This window comes from Thiobacillus thiophilus (assembly GCF_055378705.1).
The window spans coordinates 107,461-123,729 of record NZ_AP042404.1 but is presented as its reverse complement, the minus strand read 5'-3'; the positions used below and the strand labels follow the sequence as shown (position 1 = coordinate 123,729).

Here is a 16,269-nt window from a genome sequence, read left to right as displayed (position 1 = left end):
ATTTTGGCCTATACAGTGTGTGCATATTTCCCGGTATTGGGGGCAATCCCCAGGCGCTCCTCCTCCTGCCACACCGGGTTTTTTCGCGGCGTCTTCCGGCGCCGCTTTTATTTTGTTCGCGTCCTGATGGCGCAAGCAACGCAAAGACCTCAGTCAGCCATCGCTTTCGGACCAGCCGATTGACGAGCTTCCAGCAACGCGCGGGCCGCCCTTTCCTTTTTACTCTCGCCGGCAAAAGCTTTTATATCGGATGATTTTCGGGCTTCCATCAGCGCCTTGGCCGCTCTCTCCCGGCCCGCCTGTTCATCCCGGACGCGCTGCGCTGCCAGGGCCGCCTGGCGTTCATGTTCAGCCCGCTGTGCGGCCTCCCGGCTGGCCTGTGCCTGGGCGGCGGCTCTGGCCTGACGCAGCTTGAGTTCCTTGTTCGCGGCCTCCTCAGCCGCGTCCTTCATGGCCTGCTGACGCGCCCGCTCCGCTTCCCGCTTGCGCTCCGCTTCCTGAATGGCCTTGTTGGCTTCCAGGCGCGCGCGCGCATTCTTGATATCCTCGCGCATCTGCTCCCCCGTCTGGCGGATGCGCTCGGCTATCGCCGCCAGATCCTCGCCAGAAGCAGCAGGGTTTTCAGAGGCGGCCTGATCGTGCCCCGTTTCGGCCGAAAGCGCGCAGACTGGCAACAGGCTGATCAGCGCCACAATGGTGATACGCGATGCGTGGTTGGGGTTCATGTGTTCCTTCCATCTTGACGAATGTGCAACAGGCGCTGTATTCCGCGTGTTTCCTGGCTTACATGGGCATGAAGCCGGAAACATCCTCAGTAACGGCTGAATACGTACCTGTCGCCGTACTCGTTTTACGGCCACGCATACAAAATCTTTACGGCTTTACGCTGGAACCGCCTCCTCGAATCCCAGGCAAACCTTGTCGCTGGCGTCGATATCGATGGTCACCCGCCCGCCATGCGCCAGCTTGCCGAACAGCAGCTCGTCGGCCAGTGCCTTGCGGATGGTGTCCTGGATCAGACGCGCCATCGGCCGCGCACCCATCAGCGGGTCGAAACCATGCTTGGCGAGGTGGGCCTTCAGTGCGTCGGTAAATACCGCCTCGACCTTCTTCTCGTGCAACTGGTCTTCCAGCTGCATCAGGAATTTGTCCACCACCTGCAGGATGACCGGCTCGGAAAGCGACGCAAAGGGAATGATCGCGTCCAGTCGGTTACGGAATTCCGGGGTGAACATGCGTTTGATTTCGCCCATTTCATCGCCGCTTTCGCGCGCGTTGGAAAAGCCGATGTTCGCCTTGTTGAGCATTTCCGCACCCGCATTGGTCGTCATGATGAGCACCACGTTGCGGAAGTCGGCCTTGCGCCCGTTCGCATCGGTCAGCGTGCCGTGGTCCATCACCTGTAACAGAACATTGAAAATATCCGGATGGGCCTTCTCAATCTCATCAAGCAAAACAATGGCATACGGATGCTTGTTGACAGATTCCGTTAACAGTCCGCCCTGATCGAATCCGACATAGCCGGGCGGCGCGCCGATCAGCCGCGACACCGCATGGCGCTCCATGTATTCCGACATGTCGAAGCGGATCAGCTCGACCCCCAGCACATAGGCCAGCTGGCGGGCAACCTCGGTCTTGCCGACCCCGGTGGGGCCGGAGAACAGGAAGTTACCGATCGGTTTCTGGGGATTGCCAAGGCCGCTGCGCGACATCTTGATCGCGGTGGCCAGCGCATCGATGGCCGCATCCTGGCCGAACACCACCGCCTTCAGGTCGCGGTCCAGCGTCTTCAGCGAGCTCTTGTCGTCGGACGACACGGTCTTCGGCGGGATGCGCGCAATCCTGGCGATGATGTCCTCGATCTCGCGCGGGGTAATCGTCCGCTTCTGCCTGGATTTCGGCAGGATGCGCTGCGCCGCGCCCGCCTCGTCGATCACGTCGATCGCCTTGTCCGGCAGATGGCGGTCGTTGATATAGCGTGCCGATAGCTGCGCCGCCGTGGTCAGCGCGGCCGCCGTGTATTTGACGCCATGGTGATCTTCGAAACGCGATTTCAGGCCGCGCAGGATTGCCACGGTTTCGTCGACCGAGGGCTCGGGCACATCGATTTTCTGGAAACGCCGCGATAAAGCGTGATCTTTCTCGAAAATGCCGCGATATTCGGTGTACGTGGTCGCACCAATGCAGCGCAGGTTGCCCGACGACAGCGCCGGCTTCAGCAGGTTGGATGCGTCGAGCGTGCCGCCGGATGCCGCCCCGGCGCCGACCAAGGTGTGGATTTCGTCGATGAACAGGATTGCTTTGGGATTTTCGGTCAACTGCTTCAACACGCCCTTCAGGCGCTGCTCGAAATCGCCGCGGTATTTGGTGCCGGCAAGCAGGGCGCCCATGTCCAGCGCATACACCGTGCTTTGCGCCAGGATGTCGGGCACCGAGCCTTCAACGATACGGCGCGCCAGGCCTTCGGCAATGGCGGTCTTGCCCACGCCGGCCTCGCCCACCAGCAGGGGATTGTTCTTGCGTCGGCGGCACAGGGTCTGGATCACGCGCACGAGCTCCTGGTCGCGTCCGATCAACGGGTCGATCCTGCCGGCCAGCGCCTGCGTGTTCAGGTTCTGCGCAAAGCTGTCTAGCGGCGAAGCGGCAGGCGCTTCGGAACTGGTTTCGGAAGGCTCATCCGAGCGCGGCAACGGTTCGCCCTGCGGGGTCTTGGTGATACCGTGGGAGATGAAGTTGACGATATCGAGCCGCGTCACCCCCTGCTGGGTCAGGAAATACACCGCGTGCGAATCCTTCTCGCCGAACACCGCCACCAGCACGTTGGCGCCGGTCACTTCCTTCTTGCCGGACGACTGCACATGCAGAATGGCGCGCTGGATCACGCGCTGGAAACCGAGCGTGGGCTGGGTATCGACCTCGCCCTCGCCCACCACCTTGGGGGTGTGTTCCTCGATAAAGGCGCCAAGCTGTTCGCGCATGGCCTCGATATTGGCGCCACAGGCGCGCAACACCTCCACCCCGGACGGATTGTCCAGCATCGCCATCAGCAGGTGCTCCACCGAAATGAATTCGTGGCGTTTCTGCCGGGCATCCATGAAGGCCATATGCAGTGTGACTTCGAGTTCCTGGGCAATCATCTAACTTTCCTCCATCGTACATTGCAGCGGATGCTGATGCTGCCGCGCAAAATCCACAACCTGCTCAACCTTGGTATGCGCAATATCCTTCGTAAAAACCCCGCACACTCCTACGCCTTCAGTATGGACTTTGAGCATTATTTGTGTTGCCTGTTCCTGGCCGATACCAAAAAACTTCTTCAGGACATGCACCACGAATTCCATCGGGGTGTAGTCGTCGTTCAGCAGCAGCACCTTGTACAGAGGGGGCGGCTTCACTCTTGTCGCAGTCGGTTCCAGTAGGGTACTGCTTTCTCGCTTGGTTGCCATAGCAGGATTAAGCCTCAATTACTGGCTTTATTTTGATGTGATGTGAAGATTTTTCAAGCCCGCTGGAAGTAGGGCCAGCGTATCATGAGGGGAACTTCGAGCGAATTGAGTCGCTATTACCCGACCCACTCCGCAAACAGATGCCTGAAGATAGAGCGAAAACAGGGGAGACAACGCCGCCAAAATGCCACCGGTGGCAATATCGCCGGAAAGTCGAACAGTTCTGTGAGGCCTGATTCCCCCGGGGCCAAGTAATCAATAAAAAATTTATACCGCTGAACCATTTTCAGTTTTTCCTTGCCCGCATTGCGGGCGTGATCATGGCTGTGCCATCAGCACACGCCATTCCTGCAAATGCTCGCAGTGCCATTGCCAGGCCCCGCTCACGGCAGGTACGCTGTTTCATTCCACCGACGTGCCCCCCTTACCAAGGGGTTCTGCGCAATCTACCTGATTGCCTCGGACAAGGGGGGAATCTCTGCCGCGCGTCTTTCCAAACAGATTGCCGTGTCCTGGCTCACCGCCAGCCGGATGCTGCGCAAGATCCACATTGCGATGGGCCACCGGGCAGCATCTATCGGCTGCATGACCTCGTCGAGATCGATGATGCGCTGGTGGGTGGTCGGCGCAGCGATCAGCGCGTACTGCCGGAACAGTACAAACAGGTTGTACGCATTCGCCGCAAACTGGCCGCACGGCATGCACTGCATGCCAAAGCCGAGTTTGCGTTCCTTGATGCCGTTCTCCGACACGTCGCCGCGCTGGCGATACCAGATCAACGTCGCTTCGGTTGACTCGCGCCGGTTGCTGGCGATGACGTGGTAACGGGGCGCGTCGTCTTCGACCCCGGCCTCAAGCAGTTCAGCCTGCTGCGCCCGCTTGACGACGATCAGGCGGAACGCTTTGCGGGGGCCATTCATGCTGTGCGCGGTCTCAGCCACCATGCTGTCCGCGCAGGGCTTCCAGGCGGATTCGGGGATCGCAGCAATGGCCGCACGGGTTGGGGCATCCAGGCGCGCGCCGATGGCGAAGCTTTGTCCGTGGTCTTCGCAGTGGTTGAAGAGGTCTGCCTGGCAGCCCGCCGAATCAATGCGTACATGCGCAATACGGCGTCCCCTGGGCCGCCGTGCTTCGCACGCACGGATGAATTCGCGGTTCTGCGTGGCGGGGGCAACCTTGCCTTCGCGAAAGTCATCGTGGATGACAACCCCTGCTTCAGCCAAATGGCCGACCATGGGTATGTAGCCCACCTCGCCTTTGCAGGCGAAGTGCGCGGCTTCTTTCTCGGCAACGATCCGGGGGGCATCAATGTCCAGCGGGTGCGCGGTCGTACCGGTCTGGCGGATACGGGTGGCAGGCTGCTATTCTGCAAACACGGTCGCGCGCCCGACGAAAGCGTGCGGCGCTGACAGGCCAGGCTGACGCCGCGCTGGCAGAAGATCGCTGGCGGCTACCATCTCGACCACGACATTCCGGCGCTGCTGGAGGTGGCCGGATTCCGCTGCGACGCACTGCAGACGCGATACCTGCCCGGGCCGCGGCCGCTGACCCTCAACTACTGGAGCGAGGCCGTCGCAGCGCCCACCAAACCTGCTTGACCGGGCGGCAGGCAGGCCGATAGCGTGACCGCCCACACGAGAGACGACAGCCATGATCCGATTGCCCACATCACTGAACGCCTGGGGAACGCCCGAATTCAAGGACGTCATCCGCCAGGAAATTGCGCAGATGGATGCCACCGAACTCCCCCTGCAGCAGGGACTGACCCACAGCAGCCACGTCACGGAGCGGCCTTTCCAGGCGATGCTTCTTAGCGCCACCGAAGACGCCGGTCTGCTCCGGGTGAAGGCGGGGATTTTCTATACGGGGATCATCGCCGGCTGCAGCTGCGCGGACGACCCCACGCCAATCGACGAACTGAACGAATACTGCGTAGTGCGGTTCGACATCGACATGAAGACGGCCGCAACCACGGTGACGCTGCTGGAGGAGTAGGCAGGCCGATGCCCGTGCGCCGGATCAAGGCAGAAGCAGGCAGAAAACCGCGCCCTGGTCGTTGTGCAAACGCAGTTCGCCCGCCGCCCCCGATTGTCGTGGTTCACGCCTGAATCTAGCGCCATGAAAAATGGCCCCCTGCACGCCGTCAGATGGGCTGGGAGCCTGCCGGCGGGATTTCCAGCTCTTCCGCATAGGGTCGGCTCGGATACTGGAAGGCAACCGGTCCGTCCGGCTTGGCGTGAACGAACTGGTGGACGAAGGGGTCGCTCGAATCAGCCATTTCGGCGGCATTGCCTTCGGCCACCACCACGCCGTCGTGGATGAAGTAGACATAGTCGGCGACCTTCAGCGATTCCGACACGTCGTAGGTCACCACGATCGATGTCAGTCCCAGCGCATCGTTGAGGCGGCGGATCAGGTTGGCAATGGTGTTGAGCGAGATCGGATCGAGACCGGCGAAGGGCTCGTCGTACATGATCAGCATGGGGTCGAGTGCGATCGCCCGTGCGAGCGCCACGCGGCGCTCCATGCCGCCCGACAGCTCGCTGGTGCGCAGGGCGTGGGCGCCACGCAGGCCGACGGCGTGGAGCTTCATCAGCACCAGGTCGTGGATGACGTCTTCCGGCAGGTCGGTGTGCTCGCGCATCGGATAGGCGATGTTGTCGAACACCGACAGGTCGGTGAACAGCCCGCTGATCTGGAACATCATTCCCATCTTGCGCCGCATCGCGTAAAGCTCGGTGCTGTTCAGCTTGTGGACTACCTGGCCGTCAAATTTTACCTGGCCGCGCGACGGCCTCAACTGGCCGCCGATATGCCGCAGCAGCGTGGTCTTGCCGCAGCCGCTGACGCCGAGGATGCCGACCACCTTGCCGCGCGGGATAGCGAGATTGATGCCCCTGAGCACCTGGTTCTGCTCGAACGCGAAATGCAGATCGCTGATCTCGACCAGATTTTCAGCGGGCTGTTCCAGGGATTGTTGTTGCGATGCCGGCATGCTCAGGTTTCCTCCAACAGGATTTCGGGTGCTTCCAGAATCGTCTTTAGCGCAACCAGAAACTGCACCGCGTCGCGGCCGTCGATCAACCGGTGATCGTAGGTCAGCGCCACGTACATCATCGGACGGATCACTACCTGGCCATGTTCGGCGACCGGGCGCTCCTGAATGGTGTGCATGCCGAGGATGGCCGACTGCGGCGGGTTGAGGATGGGTGTGGACAGGAGCGAGCCGAACACACCGCCGTTGGTGATGGAGAAGGTGCCGCCGGACAGGTCCTCCAGCGTGAGCTTGGCATCGCGCGCGCGGCGGGCGAAGTCGGCGATGGCTGCCTCGATTTCGACCGGCGACAGCGCCTGCGCATGGCGCAGGATCGGCACCACCAGCCCACGCGGGCTGGAGATGGCGATACCGATGTCGATGTCGCCGTGCCACACGATATCGTTGCCGTCGATGGCGGCGTTGACGACGGGAAACTGCTGCATCGCGGCGCACACCGCGCGCACGAAAAACGACATGTAGCCCAGCTTGACGCCGTGCCTGACCTCGAACTCGGCCTTGAAGCGCTGGCGCAGTTCGTTCAGCGGCTGCATGTTCACCTCGTTGAAGGTGGTGAGCATGGCGGCAGTGTGCTGCGCCGCGACCAGGCGTTCGGCGACGCGGCTGCGCAGCCGCGACATCGGCTCGCGTCGCGTTTCGCCCTGCGCGACGACCGGCGCGACAGGCGTGGCGGGCAGCGGTACGCTGGGCTTTTTCTCCTGTGCCGGCGCGCTCACGGCAGCCGGCATGACGGGCGCTGTCGGCGCCGGCTTTTCGGCAGACGCGGCCGCAGCGGCCCCCTCCCCGGTCTCGATCACCGCCACCACTTCGTCGGCTTTGACCACGGCGCCCTCGGGCTGACGAACTTCAATCAGGGTTCCCGAAGCGGGCGCGGGAATTTCCAGGATCACCTTGTCGGTTTCCAGGTCGATCAGGGTTTCGTCGCGCGCGACCGTCTCGCCGACCTGCTTGCGCCACGGCAACAGGGTGCCGCTGGCCACCGAATCGGACAGCGCCGGTATGCGCACTTCAATTTTCACAGAGGGTCTCCAGCGCATCGTTCAGCAGCGCTTCCAGTTCCGCGCGGTGGCGCGACAGGTAGCCCGAAGCCGGCGCGGCGGCAACGGGGCGTCCGGCGTAATGGAAGCGTTTGCCGCCGGGCGCGCAATGGTTGAGGTGGTGCAGGGTCTGATGCCAGGCGCCCTGGTTCATCGGTTCCTCCTGCGCCCAGACAAGGGTGGCGACCTGCGGATAGGCAGCCAGCACCGCGCGGAATGCCTCTTCGGGAAAGGGGTAGAGCTGCTCGACCCGGATCAACGCAACATCGTCCAGGCTGCGGGCCGCACGTGCCGCTTCGAGGTCGAACCACACCCGGCCGCTGCATGCCACCACGCGTTTCGCCTGGCGCGGGGTACGCGGATCGTCGATCACCGGCATGAATGCGCCGCTTGCAAGATCCGCCAGCGACGAGGTGGAAGCAGGATGGCGTAGCAGGCTCTTCGGGCTCAGGATCACCAGCGGTTTTCTCAACCGGCGCACGATCTGCCGGCGCAGCAGGTGAAACATCTGCGCCGGCAGGGTCGGTACGCAGACCTGGATGTTGTCCTGCGCGCACAGCTGCAGGAAGCGCTCGAGTCGGGCCGAGGAATGCTCCGGCCCCTGTCCCTCGAATCCGTGCGGCAGCATCAGCGTGAGTCCGCACAGTCGCCCCCATTTGGTTTCGCCGCTGGCGATGAACTGGTCGATCACCACCTGCGCGCCGTTGGCGAAATCGCCGAACTGCGCCTCCCACACCACCAGGGTGTCGGGGTCGGCGGTGGCGTAGCCGTACTCGAACGCCAGCACTGCCTCTTCCGACAGCAGCGAATCGATGATGGTGAAGTTGCCCTGGCGTTCGTGGATGTGTTCGAGCGGAATATAGACGCCGCTCTGGCGGCGTTCGCGCTTCTGGTCGTGCCACACCGCATGGCGGTGGAAGAAGGTGCCGCGCGCCGAGTCCTGGCCCGACACCCGCACGTTGTGGCCGGCGTCGAGCAGGCTGGCGTAGGCCAGGTTCTCGGCGTAGCCCCAGTCCATCGGCCGTTCGCCCGCACGCATCCTGCGGCGGTCGTCCAGCACCTTCTGCACCCGCGAATGGAGTTCGATTTCGTGCTGCAGCGTGGTGATGCGCTCGCCGAGGAAATCGAGGCGACTGGCCGGCACCGCGGTCGGCACTTCCGGGGCCTGGGCGCCCTTGAAGCGGCCCCAGTCCATGCTGAAGGTTTCCTTGAAATCGGATGAGGCCGGCGGGCTCAGCGATTCGCCATGCTCCAGCCGCTCGCGGCATTCGTCGACCAGACCATCGGCCTGCGCCTGCGATAGCGCGCCTTCGTCGACCAGCCGCTGCGCATACAGCGTACGTGTGCTGGGGTGCGCCTGGATGCGGCGGTACATCAACGGCTGGGTGACGAGCGGCTCGTCCTGCTCGTTGTGGCCATGGCGGCGATAGCACACCAGGTCGATGAAGCAGTTCTTGTGGAAAGTGTAGCGGTAGTCGACCGCCGTCTGCACCGCAAAGGCCACCGCCTCGGGGTCGTCGCCATTGACGTGCAGCACCGGCGACTCGACCATTTTCGCCACGTCGGTGCAATACAGCGTCGAGCGCACGTCGCGCGGGTCGGAGGTGGTGAAACCGATCTGGTTGTTGATGACGATGTGAATCGCGCCGTGGTTGCGGAAGCCGCGCGTTTGCGACATGTTGAGGCTTTCCATCACCACGCCCTGCCCCGACAGCGCGGCATCGCCGTGCAGGATCACCGGCACCACTTCGTAGCCGAGCACGTCGCCGCGCCGATCCTGGCGCGCGCGCACCGAGCCGCGCACCACCGGATGCACGATCTCGAGATGCGAGGGATTGAACGCCAGCGCCACGTGCACCGGGCCGAAATCCGTCGCGAAGTCGGTGGAAAAGCCCTGGTGGTACTTGACGTCGCCCGACAGCGGCGAATCGGGACAGCTGTTTTTTGGCTCCTCGAACAGGCTCTCGATCGTGCGTCCCATGATGTTGGCCAGCACGTTGATGCGTCCACGATGCGCCATGCCGATCACGATTTCCCTGGCACCGTGGCGGACGCAGCGCGCGATCACCTGGTCGAGCAGCGGGATCAGGCTCTCGGCACCCTCGAGCGAGAAACGTTTCTGCCCGACATGGCGCGTGTGGAGGTATTTCTCCAGCGTCTCGGCGTCGGTCAGTCGCTTCAGCAGCTTCTTTTTCAGGTCGACGGACACCTTGAAGCGTCCTTGCGCCGATTCGATGCGCTCCTGCAGCCAGCGCTTGCGCGCGACGTCGGTGATGTGCATGTATTCGACGCCGATATGGCCGCAATACGCTGCGTCAAGCCGCTGCAGGATGTCAGCCAGGGTGGTGCGCGCCACCCCGAACAGCGAACCGGTCTCGAATTCGCGCGTCAGGTCCGCCTCGGTCAGCCCGTAGTGCTCGGGATCGAGTTCGGGGGTGGGCGGCGGCTCGAAGCGCCGCAGGGGGTCGAGTTCGGCGCGGCGCACCCCCAGATAGCGGTAGGCGTTGATCAGCCGCAACACCGCGACCTGCGCAGCATCCGATGTCGGCGTCGCGCCCGGCAGGGGCTGCGCCAGCCAGGGCGCCAGGGCGGCGTCGCCGAACTGCTCCAGGTACGCCGCATTGCCGGCATACAGCGGGGAAGTCAGCTGCCAGTCAGGTGCGCTCATGCGAGACGGAAATCGTTAGCCGATTCCGCGCTGGTCCAGCGGCACGAACTCGCGCCGCGCCGGACCGATGTAGAGCTGGCGCGGACGGCCGATCTTGTGTGCGGGGTCGGACAGCATTTCGTGCCACTGCGCGACCCAGCCCGCGGTGCGCGCGAGCGCGAAGATCGCGGTGAACATACTGGTGGGGATGCCCATGGCGCGGAAGATGATGCCGGAATAGAAGTCGACGTTGGGATAGAGCTTCTTCTCGATGAAATACTCGTCCTCCAGCGCGATACGTTCGAGCTCGAGCGCGATCTTGAACTGCGGATCGTCGCGCAGGCCGAGCTCATCCAGCACCTCGTAACAGGTCTGGCGGATGATCGCGGCGCGCGGGTCCATGTTCTTGTAGATGCGGTGGCCGAACCCCATCAGGCGGAACGGATCGGACCTGTCCTTGGCGCGCTTGATGAATCCCGGGATCTTCGAGACATCGCCTATCTCCTCCAGCATGTTCAGCACTGCCTCGTTGGCGCCGCCATGCAGCGGCCCCCACAGCGAGGCCATACCGCTGGCGATGCAGGCATACGGATTGGCGCCGCTGGAGCCGGCCAGGCGCACGGTCGAGGTCGAGGCATTCTGCTCGTGATCGGCGTGCAGGATGAAAATGCGGTCGAGTGCGCGCGCCAGCACCGGATTCGGCTCGTAGGGCTCGCAGGGGCTGGAAAACATCATGTGCATGAAGTTTTCGGCATACGAGAGCCGGTTCTGCGGATAGACGAAGGGCTGGCCCTCGTTGAACTTGTAGGCCCAAGCCGCCACCGTGGGAATCTTGGCGATCAGCCGATGGGCGACGATGGCGCGATGCTGCGGATTGAAGTTGTCCAGTCCCTTGTGGTAGAAGGCCGACATCGCACCGGTCACGCCGATCATCACCGCCATCGGGTGAGCGCTGCGGCGAAAGCCGCGGAACACGTTCTCCATCTGGTCGTGCAGCAGGGTGTGGTGGCGGATCGACTGCACGAACGCCATTTTCTGCGCCGCCGTCGGCAGTTCGCCGTGCAGCAGCAGGTAGCTGACTTCCATGAAATCCGACTGGTAGGCCAGCGCCTCGATCGGATAGCCGCGGTAGTACAGCAGGCCTTCGTCGCCGTCGATATAGGTGATGGCCGAGGTGCAGCTGGAGGTGGCGGTAAAGCCGGGATCATGGGTGAAATAGCCGTGCGCGTCGAGTGTACGAATATCGATCACCGGCTTGCCGTAAGTGCCCTGCTCGATCGGCAGTTCGATCGAAGGGCTGCCGTCGCTGAAGGTGAGGGTGACGGTTTTTGTCATTGTGATTCCAAAAATATTACTGCTCGATAATATTGCAGACGTTGAACCAGAATTTCCAGCCCGACATCGCCCGCAGACGACCGGCCGTGCAGCCGGTCGAGGATCTCCATGTCCGACAGGCCCAGCAGGCGCTCCAGCGCCGCCGTCTCGCAAGGCTGAAGTGTAGCGCGGTGCGCCGCCCAAAAGCCACCCAGCCAGAGATCCAGCTCCAGCAACCCGCGCCGGCAGCGCCAGGCCACTCGATCAGACACGACGTTTCACCAGCAGCGACTTGATGCGCCCGATCGCTTCCATCGGGTTCAGGCCCTTGGGGCAGGCATCGACGCAGTTCATGATGCCGCGGCAGCGGTACAGCCGGTACGGGTCCTCCAGATTGTCGAGCCGCGCCGCAGTCGCCTCGTCGCGCGAGTCGGCGATGAAGCGCCAGGCCTGCAGGAGGCCCGCCGGACCGACGAAGGTGTCCGGGTTCCACCAGAACGAGGGACACGAGGTGGTGCAGCAGGCGCACAGGATGCACTCGTAGGCGCCGTCGAGCTGTGTGCGGTCGGCCGGGCTTTGCAGGCGCTCGACCTCGGGTTCCGGCTCGTCGTTGATCAGCCAGGGCTTGATCGAACGGTACTGCCTGAAGAACGGCTCCATGTCGACGATCAGGTCGCGGATCACCGGCAACCCCGGCAGCGGGCGCACCTCGATGGGTTCTTTCAGTTCGGACAGGGGCGTGATGCACGCCAGCCGGTTCCTGCCGTTGACGTTCACCGCGTCCGACCCGCACACGCCCTCGCGGCAGGAGCGGCGCAGGCTCAGGGTTTCGTCCTGCGCCTTGATCGCCAAAAGCGCGTCGAGCAGCATCTTGCCGGCGGGATCGATGTCCAGCTCGACATCCTGCATGAAGGGCTTTTCGCCGGACTCGGGAAGGTAGCGGTAGAGGCGGAATTTCATCAATACACCCGCTCCTGCGGCCGGATGGTCTCCACCGTCAGCGGCTTCAAGCGCACCGGCTTGGCATCCACCTGGTCCCCCTCGCGCGAATACAGCGTGTGCTTGAGCCAAAGCGCGTCGTCGCGCGCTGGGAAATCGTCCCGCGTATGCGCGCCGCGGCTCTCGGTGCGGTGAATCGCCGACACCAGCGTCGCGCGCGCCACGCCGATCAGGTTTTCCAGTTCCAGCGCCTCGATGCGCGCGGTGTTGAAGACGCGGCTGGTGTCCTGCAAACCGGCGTGCGCCAGACGATTTTCCAGAACGTCCAGTTTATCCAGCCCCGCGCGCAACACCGCATCGGTGCGGAATACACCGGCATGCACCTGCATCGTGCGCCTGAGGTCGTCGGTAATCGCCGCCACGCGTTCGCTGCCGGGGCGGTCCCAACGATTCAAGCGCGCCAGGCTGGCCTCGGCCGCATTGTCGGGCAAGGCCCGGGGGTAAGGGTTGTCGCGCAAATACTCCAGCATGTGCAGGCCGGCGGCACGGCCGAACACGATCAGGTCGAGCAGCGAGTTGCCGCCCAGCCGGTTGGCGCCGTGCACCGACACGCAGGCGCATTCGCCGACGGCATACAGGCCCGGCACCGGCTCCTCGGGACCGAAACGCGCCGGCGCGACGACCTGGCCATACAGGTTGGTGGGGATGCCGCCCATCATGTAGTGTGCGGTGGGGGCAACCGGAATCGGCGCCTTGGCCGGATCGACACCGGCAAAGCGGACCGCCAGTTCGCGGATGCCGGGCAGCTTTTCGGCGATGAGCGTTTCGCCCAGGTGGTCGAGCTTGAGATCGACGTGATCCCCACGTGCACCACAGCCGCGGCCCTCGGCAATCTCGATGGCAATGGCGCGCGCCACCACGTCGCGTCCGGCCAGATCCTTGGCATGCGGCGCGTAGCGCTCCATGAAGCGCTCGCCATTCTTGTTCAGAAGATAGCCGCCCTCGCCGCGCACGCCTTCGGTAATCAGCGAACCCACGCCGGCGATGCCGGTGGGATGGAACTGCCAGAACTCCATGTCCTGCAGCGGCAGCCCGGCACGCAGCACCATGCCGAGGCCGTCTCCTGTATTGATCATGGCGTTACTGCTGTTGCCGAACACCCGCCCTGCCCCGCCGGTGGCCAGGAGCGTCGCGCGCGCCTCGATCAGCAGGGGCTCGCCGGTCTCGATGCTCATTGCAGTGACGCCAAGGCAATAGCCTTCGGCATCGCGCAGCAGGTCGAGCGCGAAGTATTCGTCGAAAAACTGCGTACGGTGGGCGATGTTCTGCTGGTACAGCGTGTGCAGCAGCGCATGGCCGGTGCGGTCGGCGGCGGCGCAGGTGCGGGTGGCCTGCTCGCCGCCGAAATGCTTCGACTGGCCGCCGAACGGCCGCTGGTAGATCTTGCCGTTGTCGAGGCGCGAGAACGGCAAACCCATGTGTTCGAGTTCGTACACCGCGCTGGCGGCCTCGCGGCACATGAACTCGATCGCATCCTGGTCGCCGAGCCAGTCGCCGCCCTTGACCGTGTCGTACATATGCCATTCCCAGCGGTCGTCGTCGACGTTGGCGAGCGCGGCGGTGATGCCGCCCTGCGCCGACACCGTATGCGACCGTGTGGGGAACACCTTGGACACTACCGCGACCTTGTAGTCCGAGCGCGCCAGCTGCAACGCAGCGCGCAGGCCGGCGCCACCACCGCCGATGATGAGGGCATCGAAGCGGCGCGTGTTCATGCCGCGCTCCACGCTGTGTCAAACAAAATCGCGGCCAGCCAGGCCACGCTGCCCGCCAGGGTAAGGATCACCGCCAGATGGAGCGTCAGCCGCAACACCGTTGGGTGGGCATAATCCATGAAGATATCGCGCATCCCCACCCAGGCATGCAGCGCCAGCGCCGATGCCGTTAGCAGCATCAGCACGCGCAGCCACAGCGGCGCGAACAGCGCCTGCCAGCCGGTGAAATCGGCCGGCAGCGCCGCCAGGAAGTAAATTGCCAGCCCCGGCAGAACCAGAGCCAGTACCACCGCCGCGGCACGCTGCAGCAGCCAGGTGCCGGTTCCGGTGCGCGAGCCGGTAGCCGATTTCATCATGCGTACAGTCTCCAGGCGGCAAGCAGCGTGACCAGGCCGGTTACCAGCAATACCGCGCTCCCCGTCTGCCGCGCATGACGCAAATCCACGCCCCAGTGCACGTCCAGCGCCAGATGGCGCAAGCCGGCCAGGAGATGATGCACAAACGCCCAGACCAGGCCGAGCAGAACCGGCCGCGCCAGCGGATGGGCAAGCCATCCGGCAATGCGCTGAAAACCGGCTTCATCCGCCAGCGACACCGACAGGGTCCACACCCCGAGCGGCAGGGCCGCGAACAGCAGCGCACCAGACACCCGGTGCAGGATCGACACCCAGCCCGGCAAAGGCAGGTGGATGCGCAACAGGTTGAGGTAAACGGGGCGCGCGATGGGCTTCACGGCACAATTCGGGTTTTTTGTTTTCCCGGTTTAACGGCGCTTGGCTGCCGCCATCCCCTTCTTCGCCGCCTTCGCCACTGCCTGCGGCACCCGCTCGGCCAAGCGCGGGTCGAACGGCTTGGGCAGGATGTAGTCCGGGCCGAATTTCAGCTTCTTCAGCTTGTAGGCCTTCAGCACCGATGCCGGCACCCGCTCGCGCGCGAGTTCCGCCAGCGCATGAACGGCTGCGATCAGCATGTCCTGGGTGATCTCTTTGGCACGGGCGTCGAGCGCACCGCGAAAGATGAACGGAAAGCCCAGTACGTTGTTGACCTGGTTTGGATAATCCGAGCGCCCGGTCGCCATGATGAGGTCGCTGCGCGCGGCACGGGCCTTTTCCGGCAGGATTTCCGGGTTGGGGTTGGCCAGCGCGAAGACCACCGGGCGGTCGGCCATGCTTTTTACCATCGCCGGGCTCACCAGATTGGCGTCCGACACGCCGACGAATACATCCGCGCCATTCATCGCATCGGCCAGCGTGCGCAATGCGGTCTTGCGCGCGAAGCCCTTCTTGAAGCTGTTGAGATCGGTGCGTTCCTTGTGCACCACGCCTTTGGAGTCGACCAGAGTGATGCTGGATTTCTTCACGCCCATCGCCAGCAGCAGCTTCATCGATGCAATGCCGGCAGCCCCGGCGCCGAGGCAGACGATCTTCGCGGTCTCCAGCGTCTTGCCCTGCACGTGCAGGGCGTTGATCAAGCCGGCGCAGATGATGGTGGCGGTGCCGTGCTGGTCGTCGTGGAACACCGGGATGTCGAGTGTCTTCTTCAGCGCCACCTCGATCTCGAAGCAGTGCGGCGCGGCGATGTCTTCGAGGTTGATGCCGCCAAAGGTCGGCGCGATCGCCTCCACCACCTTGATGAAATCCTGCGGCGTTTTGGCGTTGACCTCGATGTCGTAGACGTCGATGCCGGCGAAGTGCTTGAACAGCACGGCCTTGCCTTCCATCACCGGCTTGGCGGCGAGCGGACCGCGGTTGCCCAGCCCCAGGATCGCGGTACCGTCGGTGATCACCGCGACCAGGTTGCCCTTGTTGGTGTAGTCGTAGGCCTTCTCGGGATTTTTCGCGATTTCCAGCACCGGTTGGGCGACCCCCGGCGTGTAGGCCAGGGACAGATCCTCTTGCGTGGAACAGGGCTTGGACGATTCGACCGAGATCTTGCCGGGCTTGGGCAGGCGGTGGTAATCGAGGGCTTTTTTTCTGGCTGAGGTTTTTGTGAGGGGGGCTTGGCTCATGGCGGCAGATACGGGTTGGATAAACAAGCCGCCATTATCGCGGATTTA

15 protein-coding genes and 2 pseudogenes are annotated in these 16,269 nt (G+C 63.6%); 3 read left to right on the top strand and 14 right to left on the bottom strand.

Annotation, left to right across the window (positions count from 1 at the left end):
• Window positions 1-149 precede the first annotated feature (149 nt).
• The 3 genes from ACZ41T_RS00600 to clpS all read right to left on the bottom strand — a co-directional run bounded on the left by ACZ41T_RS00600 (window position 150) and on the right by clpS (window position 3,446).
• On the bottom strand, window positions 150-725 hold the full coding sequence (locus tag ACZ41T_RS00600) for a hypothetical protein (protein ID WP_464922602.1): 576 nt from the start codon (window positions 723-725) through the stop codon (window positions 150-152).
• A gap of 156 nt (window positions 726-881) precedes the next feature.
• The gene (gene clpA / locus ACZ41T_RS00595) at window positions 882-3,137 is read right to left on the bottom strand and encodes an ATP-dependent Clp protease ATP-binding subunit ClpA (protein ID WP_464922601.1); all 2,256 of its coding nucleotides are present in this window, start codon (window positions 3,135-3,137) and stop codon (window positions 882-884) included.
• Window positions 3,138-3,446, bottom strand: a complete 309-nt coding sequence (gene clpS, locus ACZ41T_RS00590) for an ATP-dependent Clp protease adapter ClpS (protein WP_464922600.1) — start codon at window positions 3,444-3,446, stop codon at window positions 3,138-3,140.
• Between the two features lie 292 nt (window positions 3,447-3,738).
• Between clpS and ACZ41T_RS00585 the strand changes: the two are divergent.
• Window positions 3,739-4,087: pseudogene (locus tag ACZ41T_RS00585) on the top strand (IS1595 family transposase); the annotation flags it as partial.
• A 48-nt stretch (window positions 4,088-4,135) separates the two neighbouring features.
• Here ACZ41T_RS00585 and ACZ41T_RS00580 read toward each other — a convergent pair.
• Window positions 4,136-4,741: pseudogene (locus tag ACZ41T_RS00580) on the bottom strand (transposase); the annotation flags it as partial.
• Here ACZ41T_RS00580 and ACZ41T_RS00575 point away from each other — a divergent pair.
• Window positions 4,670-4,855, top strand: a complete 186-nt coding sequence (locus ACZ41T_RS00575; RefSeq protein WP_464922599.1) for a hypothetical protein — start codon at window positions 4,670-4,672, stop codon at window positions 4,853-4,855. The pseudogene ACZ41T_RS00580 and the gene ACZ41T_RS00575 sit on opposite strands and share 72 nt — an antisense overlap.
• Before the next feature lie 241 nt (window positions 4,856-5,096).
• Complete coding sequence (locus tag ACZ41T_RS00570) at window positions 5,097-5,441, top strand: hypothetical protein (RefSeq protein WP_464922598.1); 345 nt, start codon at window positions 5,097-5,099, stop codon at window positions 5,439-5,441.
• 148 nt (window positions 5,442-5,589) lie between these two features.
• On the opposite strand, the gene ACZ41T_RS00565 is transcribed toward ACZ41T_RS00570, so the two are convergent.
• Genes ACZ41T_RS00565 through ACZ41T_RS00520 form a run of 10 tightly spaced genes read right to left on the bottom strand, consistent with a single transcriptional unit; the run spans window position 5,590 to window position 16,221 of the window.
• Window positions 5,590-6,441, bottom strand: coding sequence for an ABC transporter ATP-binding protein (locus ACZ41T_RS00565; RefSeq protein ID WP_464922597.1), 852 nt, complete (start codon window positions 6,439-6,441; stop codon window positions 5,590-5,592).
• A 2-nt stretch (window positions 6,442-6,443) separates the two neighbouring features.
• Window positions 6,444-7,520, bottom strand: coding sequence for a dihydrolipoyllysine-residue succinyltransferase (gene sucB, locus ACZ41T_RS00560; protein WP_464922596.1), 1,077 nt, complete (start codon window positions 7,518-7,520; stop codon window positions 6,444-6,446).
• Window positions 7,510-10,206 carry a 2-oxoglutarate dehydrogenase E1 component gene (locus ACZ41T_RS00555; protein ID WP_464922595.1) on the bottom strand — a complete coding sequence of 899 codons (2,697 nt, stop codon included), beginning with the start codon at window positions 10,204-10,206 and terminating at the stop codon, window positions 7,510-7,512. Before ACZ41T_RS00555 ends, sucB begins: the two co-directional genes overlap by 11 nt.
• A 15-nt stretch (window positions 10,207-10,221) precedes the next feature.
• Entirely contained in the window at window positions 10,222-11,520 is a 1,299-nt protein-coding gene (gene gltA / locus ACZ41T_RS00550; protein ID WP_464922594.1) for a citrate synthase, read from the bottom strand.
• Window positions 11,517-11,771 (bottom strand): FAD assembly factor SdhE, encoded by a 255-nt coding sequence (locus tag ACZ41T_RS00545; protein ID WP_464922593.1) that lies wholly within the window; start codon window positions 11,769-11,771, stop codon window positions 11,517-11,519. Before ACZ41T_RS00545 ends, gltA begins: the two co-directional genes overlap by 4 nt.
• Complete coding sequence (locus ACZ41T_RS00540; protein WP_464922592.1) at window positions 11,764-12,459, bottom strand: succinate dehydrogenase iron-sulfur subunit; 696 nt, start codon at window positions 12,457-12,459, stop codon at window positions 11,764-11,766. The genes ACZ41T_RS00545 and ACZ41T_RS00540 overlap by 8 nt, the downstream gene beginning before the upstream one ends.
• Window positions 12,459-14,213, bottom strand: coding sequence for a succinate dehydrogenase flavoprotein subunit (gene sdhA, locus ACZ41T_RS00535; RefSeq protein ID WP_464922591.1), 1,755 nt, complete (start codon window positions 14,211-14,213; stop codon window positions 12,459-12,461). Before sdhA ends, ACZ41T_RS00540 begins: the two co-directional genes overlap by 1 nt.
• Window positions 14,210-14,569 (bottom strand): succinate dehydrogenase, hydrophobic membrane anchor protein, encoded by a 360-nt coding sequence (gene sdhD, locus ACZ41T_RS00530; RefSeq protein WP_464922590.1) that lies wholly within the window; start codon window positions 14,567-14,569, stop codon window positions 14,210-14,212. Before sdhD ends, sdhA begins: the two co-directional genes overlap by 4 nt.
• Window positions 14,566-14,946, bottom strand: coding sequence for a succinate dehydrogenase, cytochrome b556 subunit (gene sdhC / locus ACZ41T_RS00525; protein ID WP_464922589.1), 381 nt, complete (start codon window positions 14,944-14,946; stop codon window positions 14,566-14,568). Before sdhC ends, sdhD begins: the two co-directional genes overlap by 4 nt.
• 30 nt (window positions 14,947-14,976) lie before the next feature.
• Window positions 14,977-16,221, bottom strand: coding sequence for a malic enzyme-like NAD(P)-binding protein (locus ACZ41T_RS00520; RefSeq protein WP_464922588.1), 1,245 nt, complete (start codon window positions 16,219-16,221; stop codon window positions 14,977-14,979).
• Window positions 16,222-16,269 lie beyond the last annotated feature (48 nt).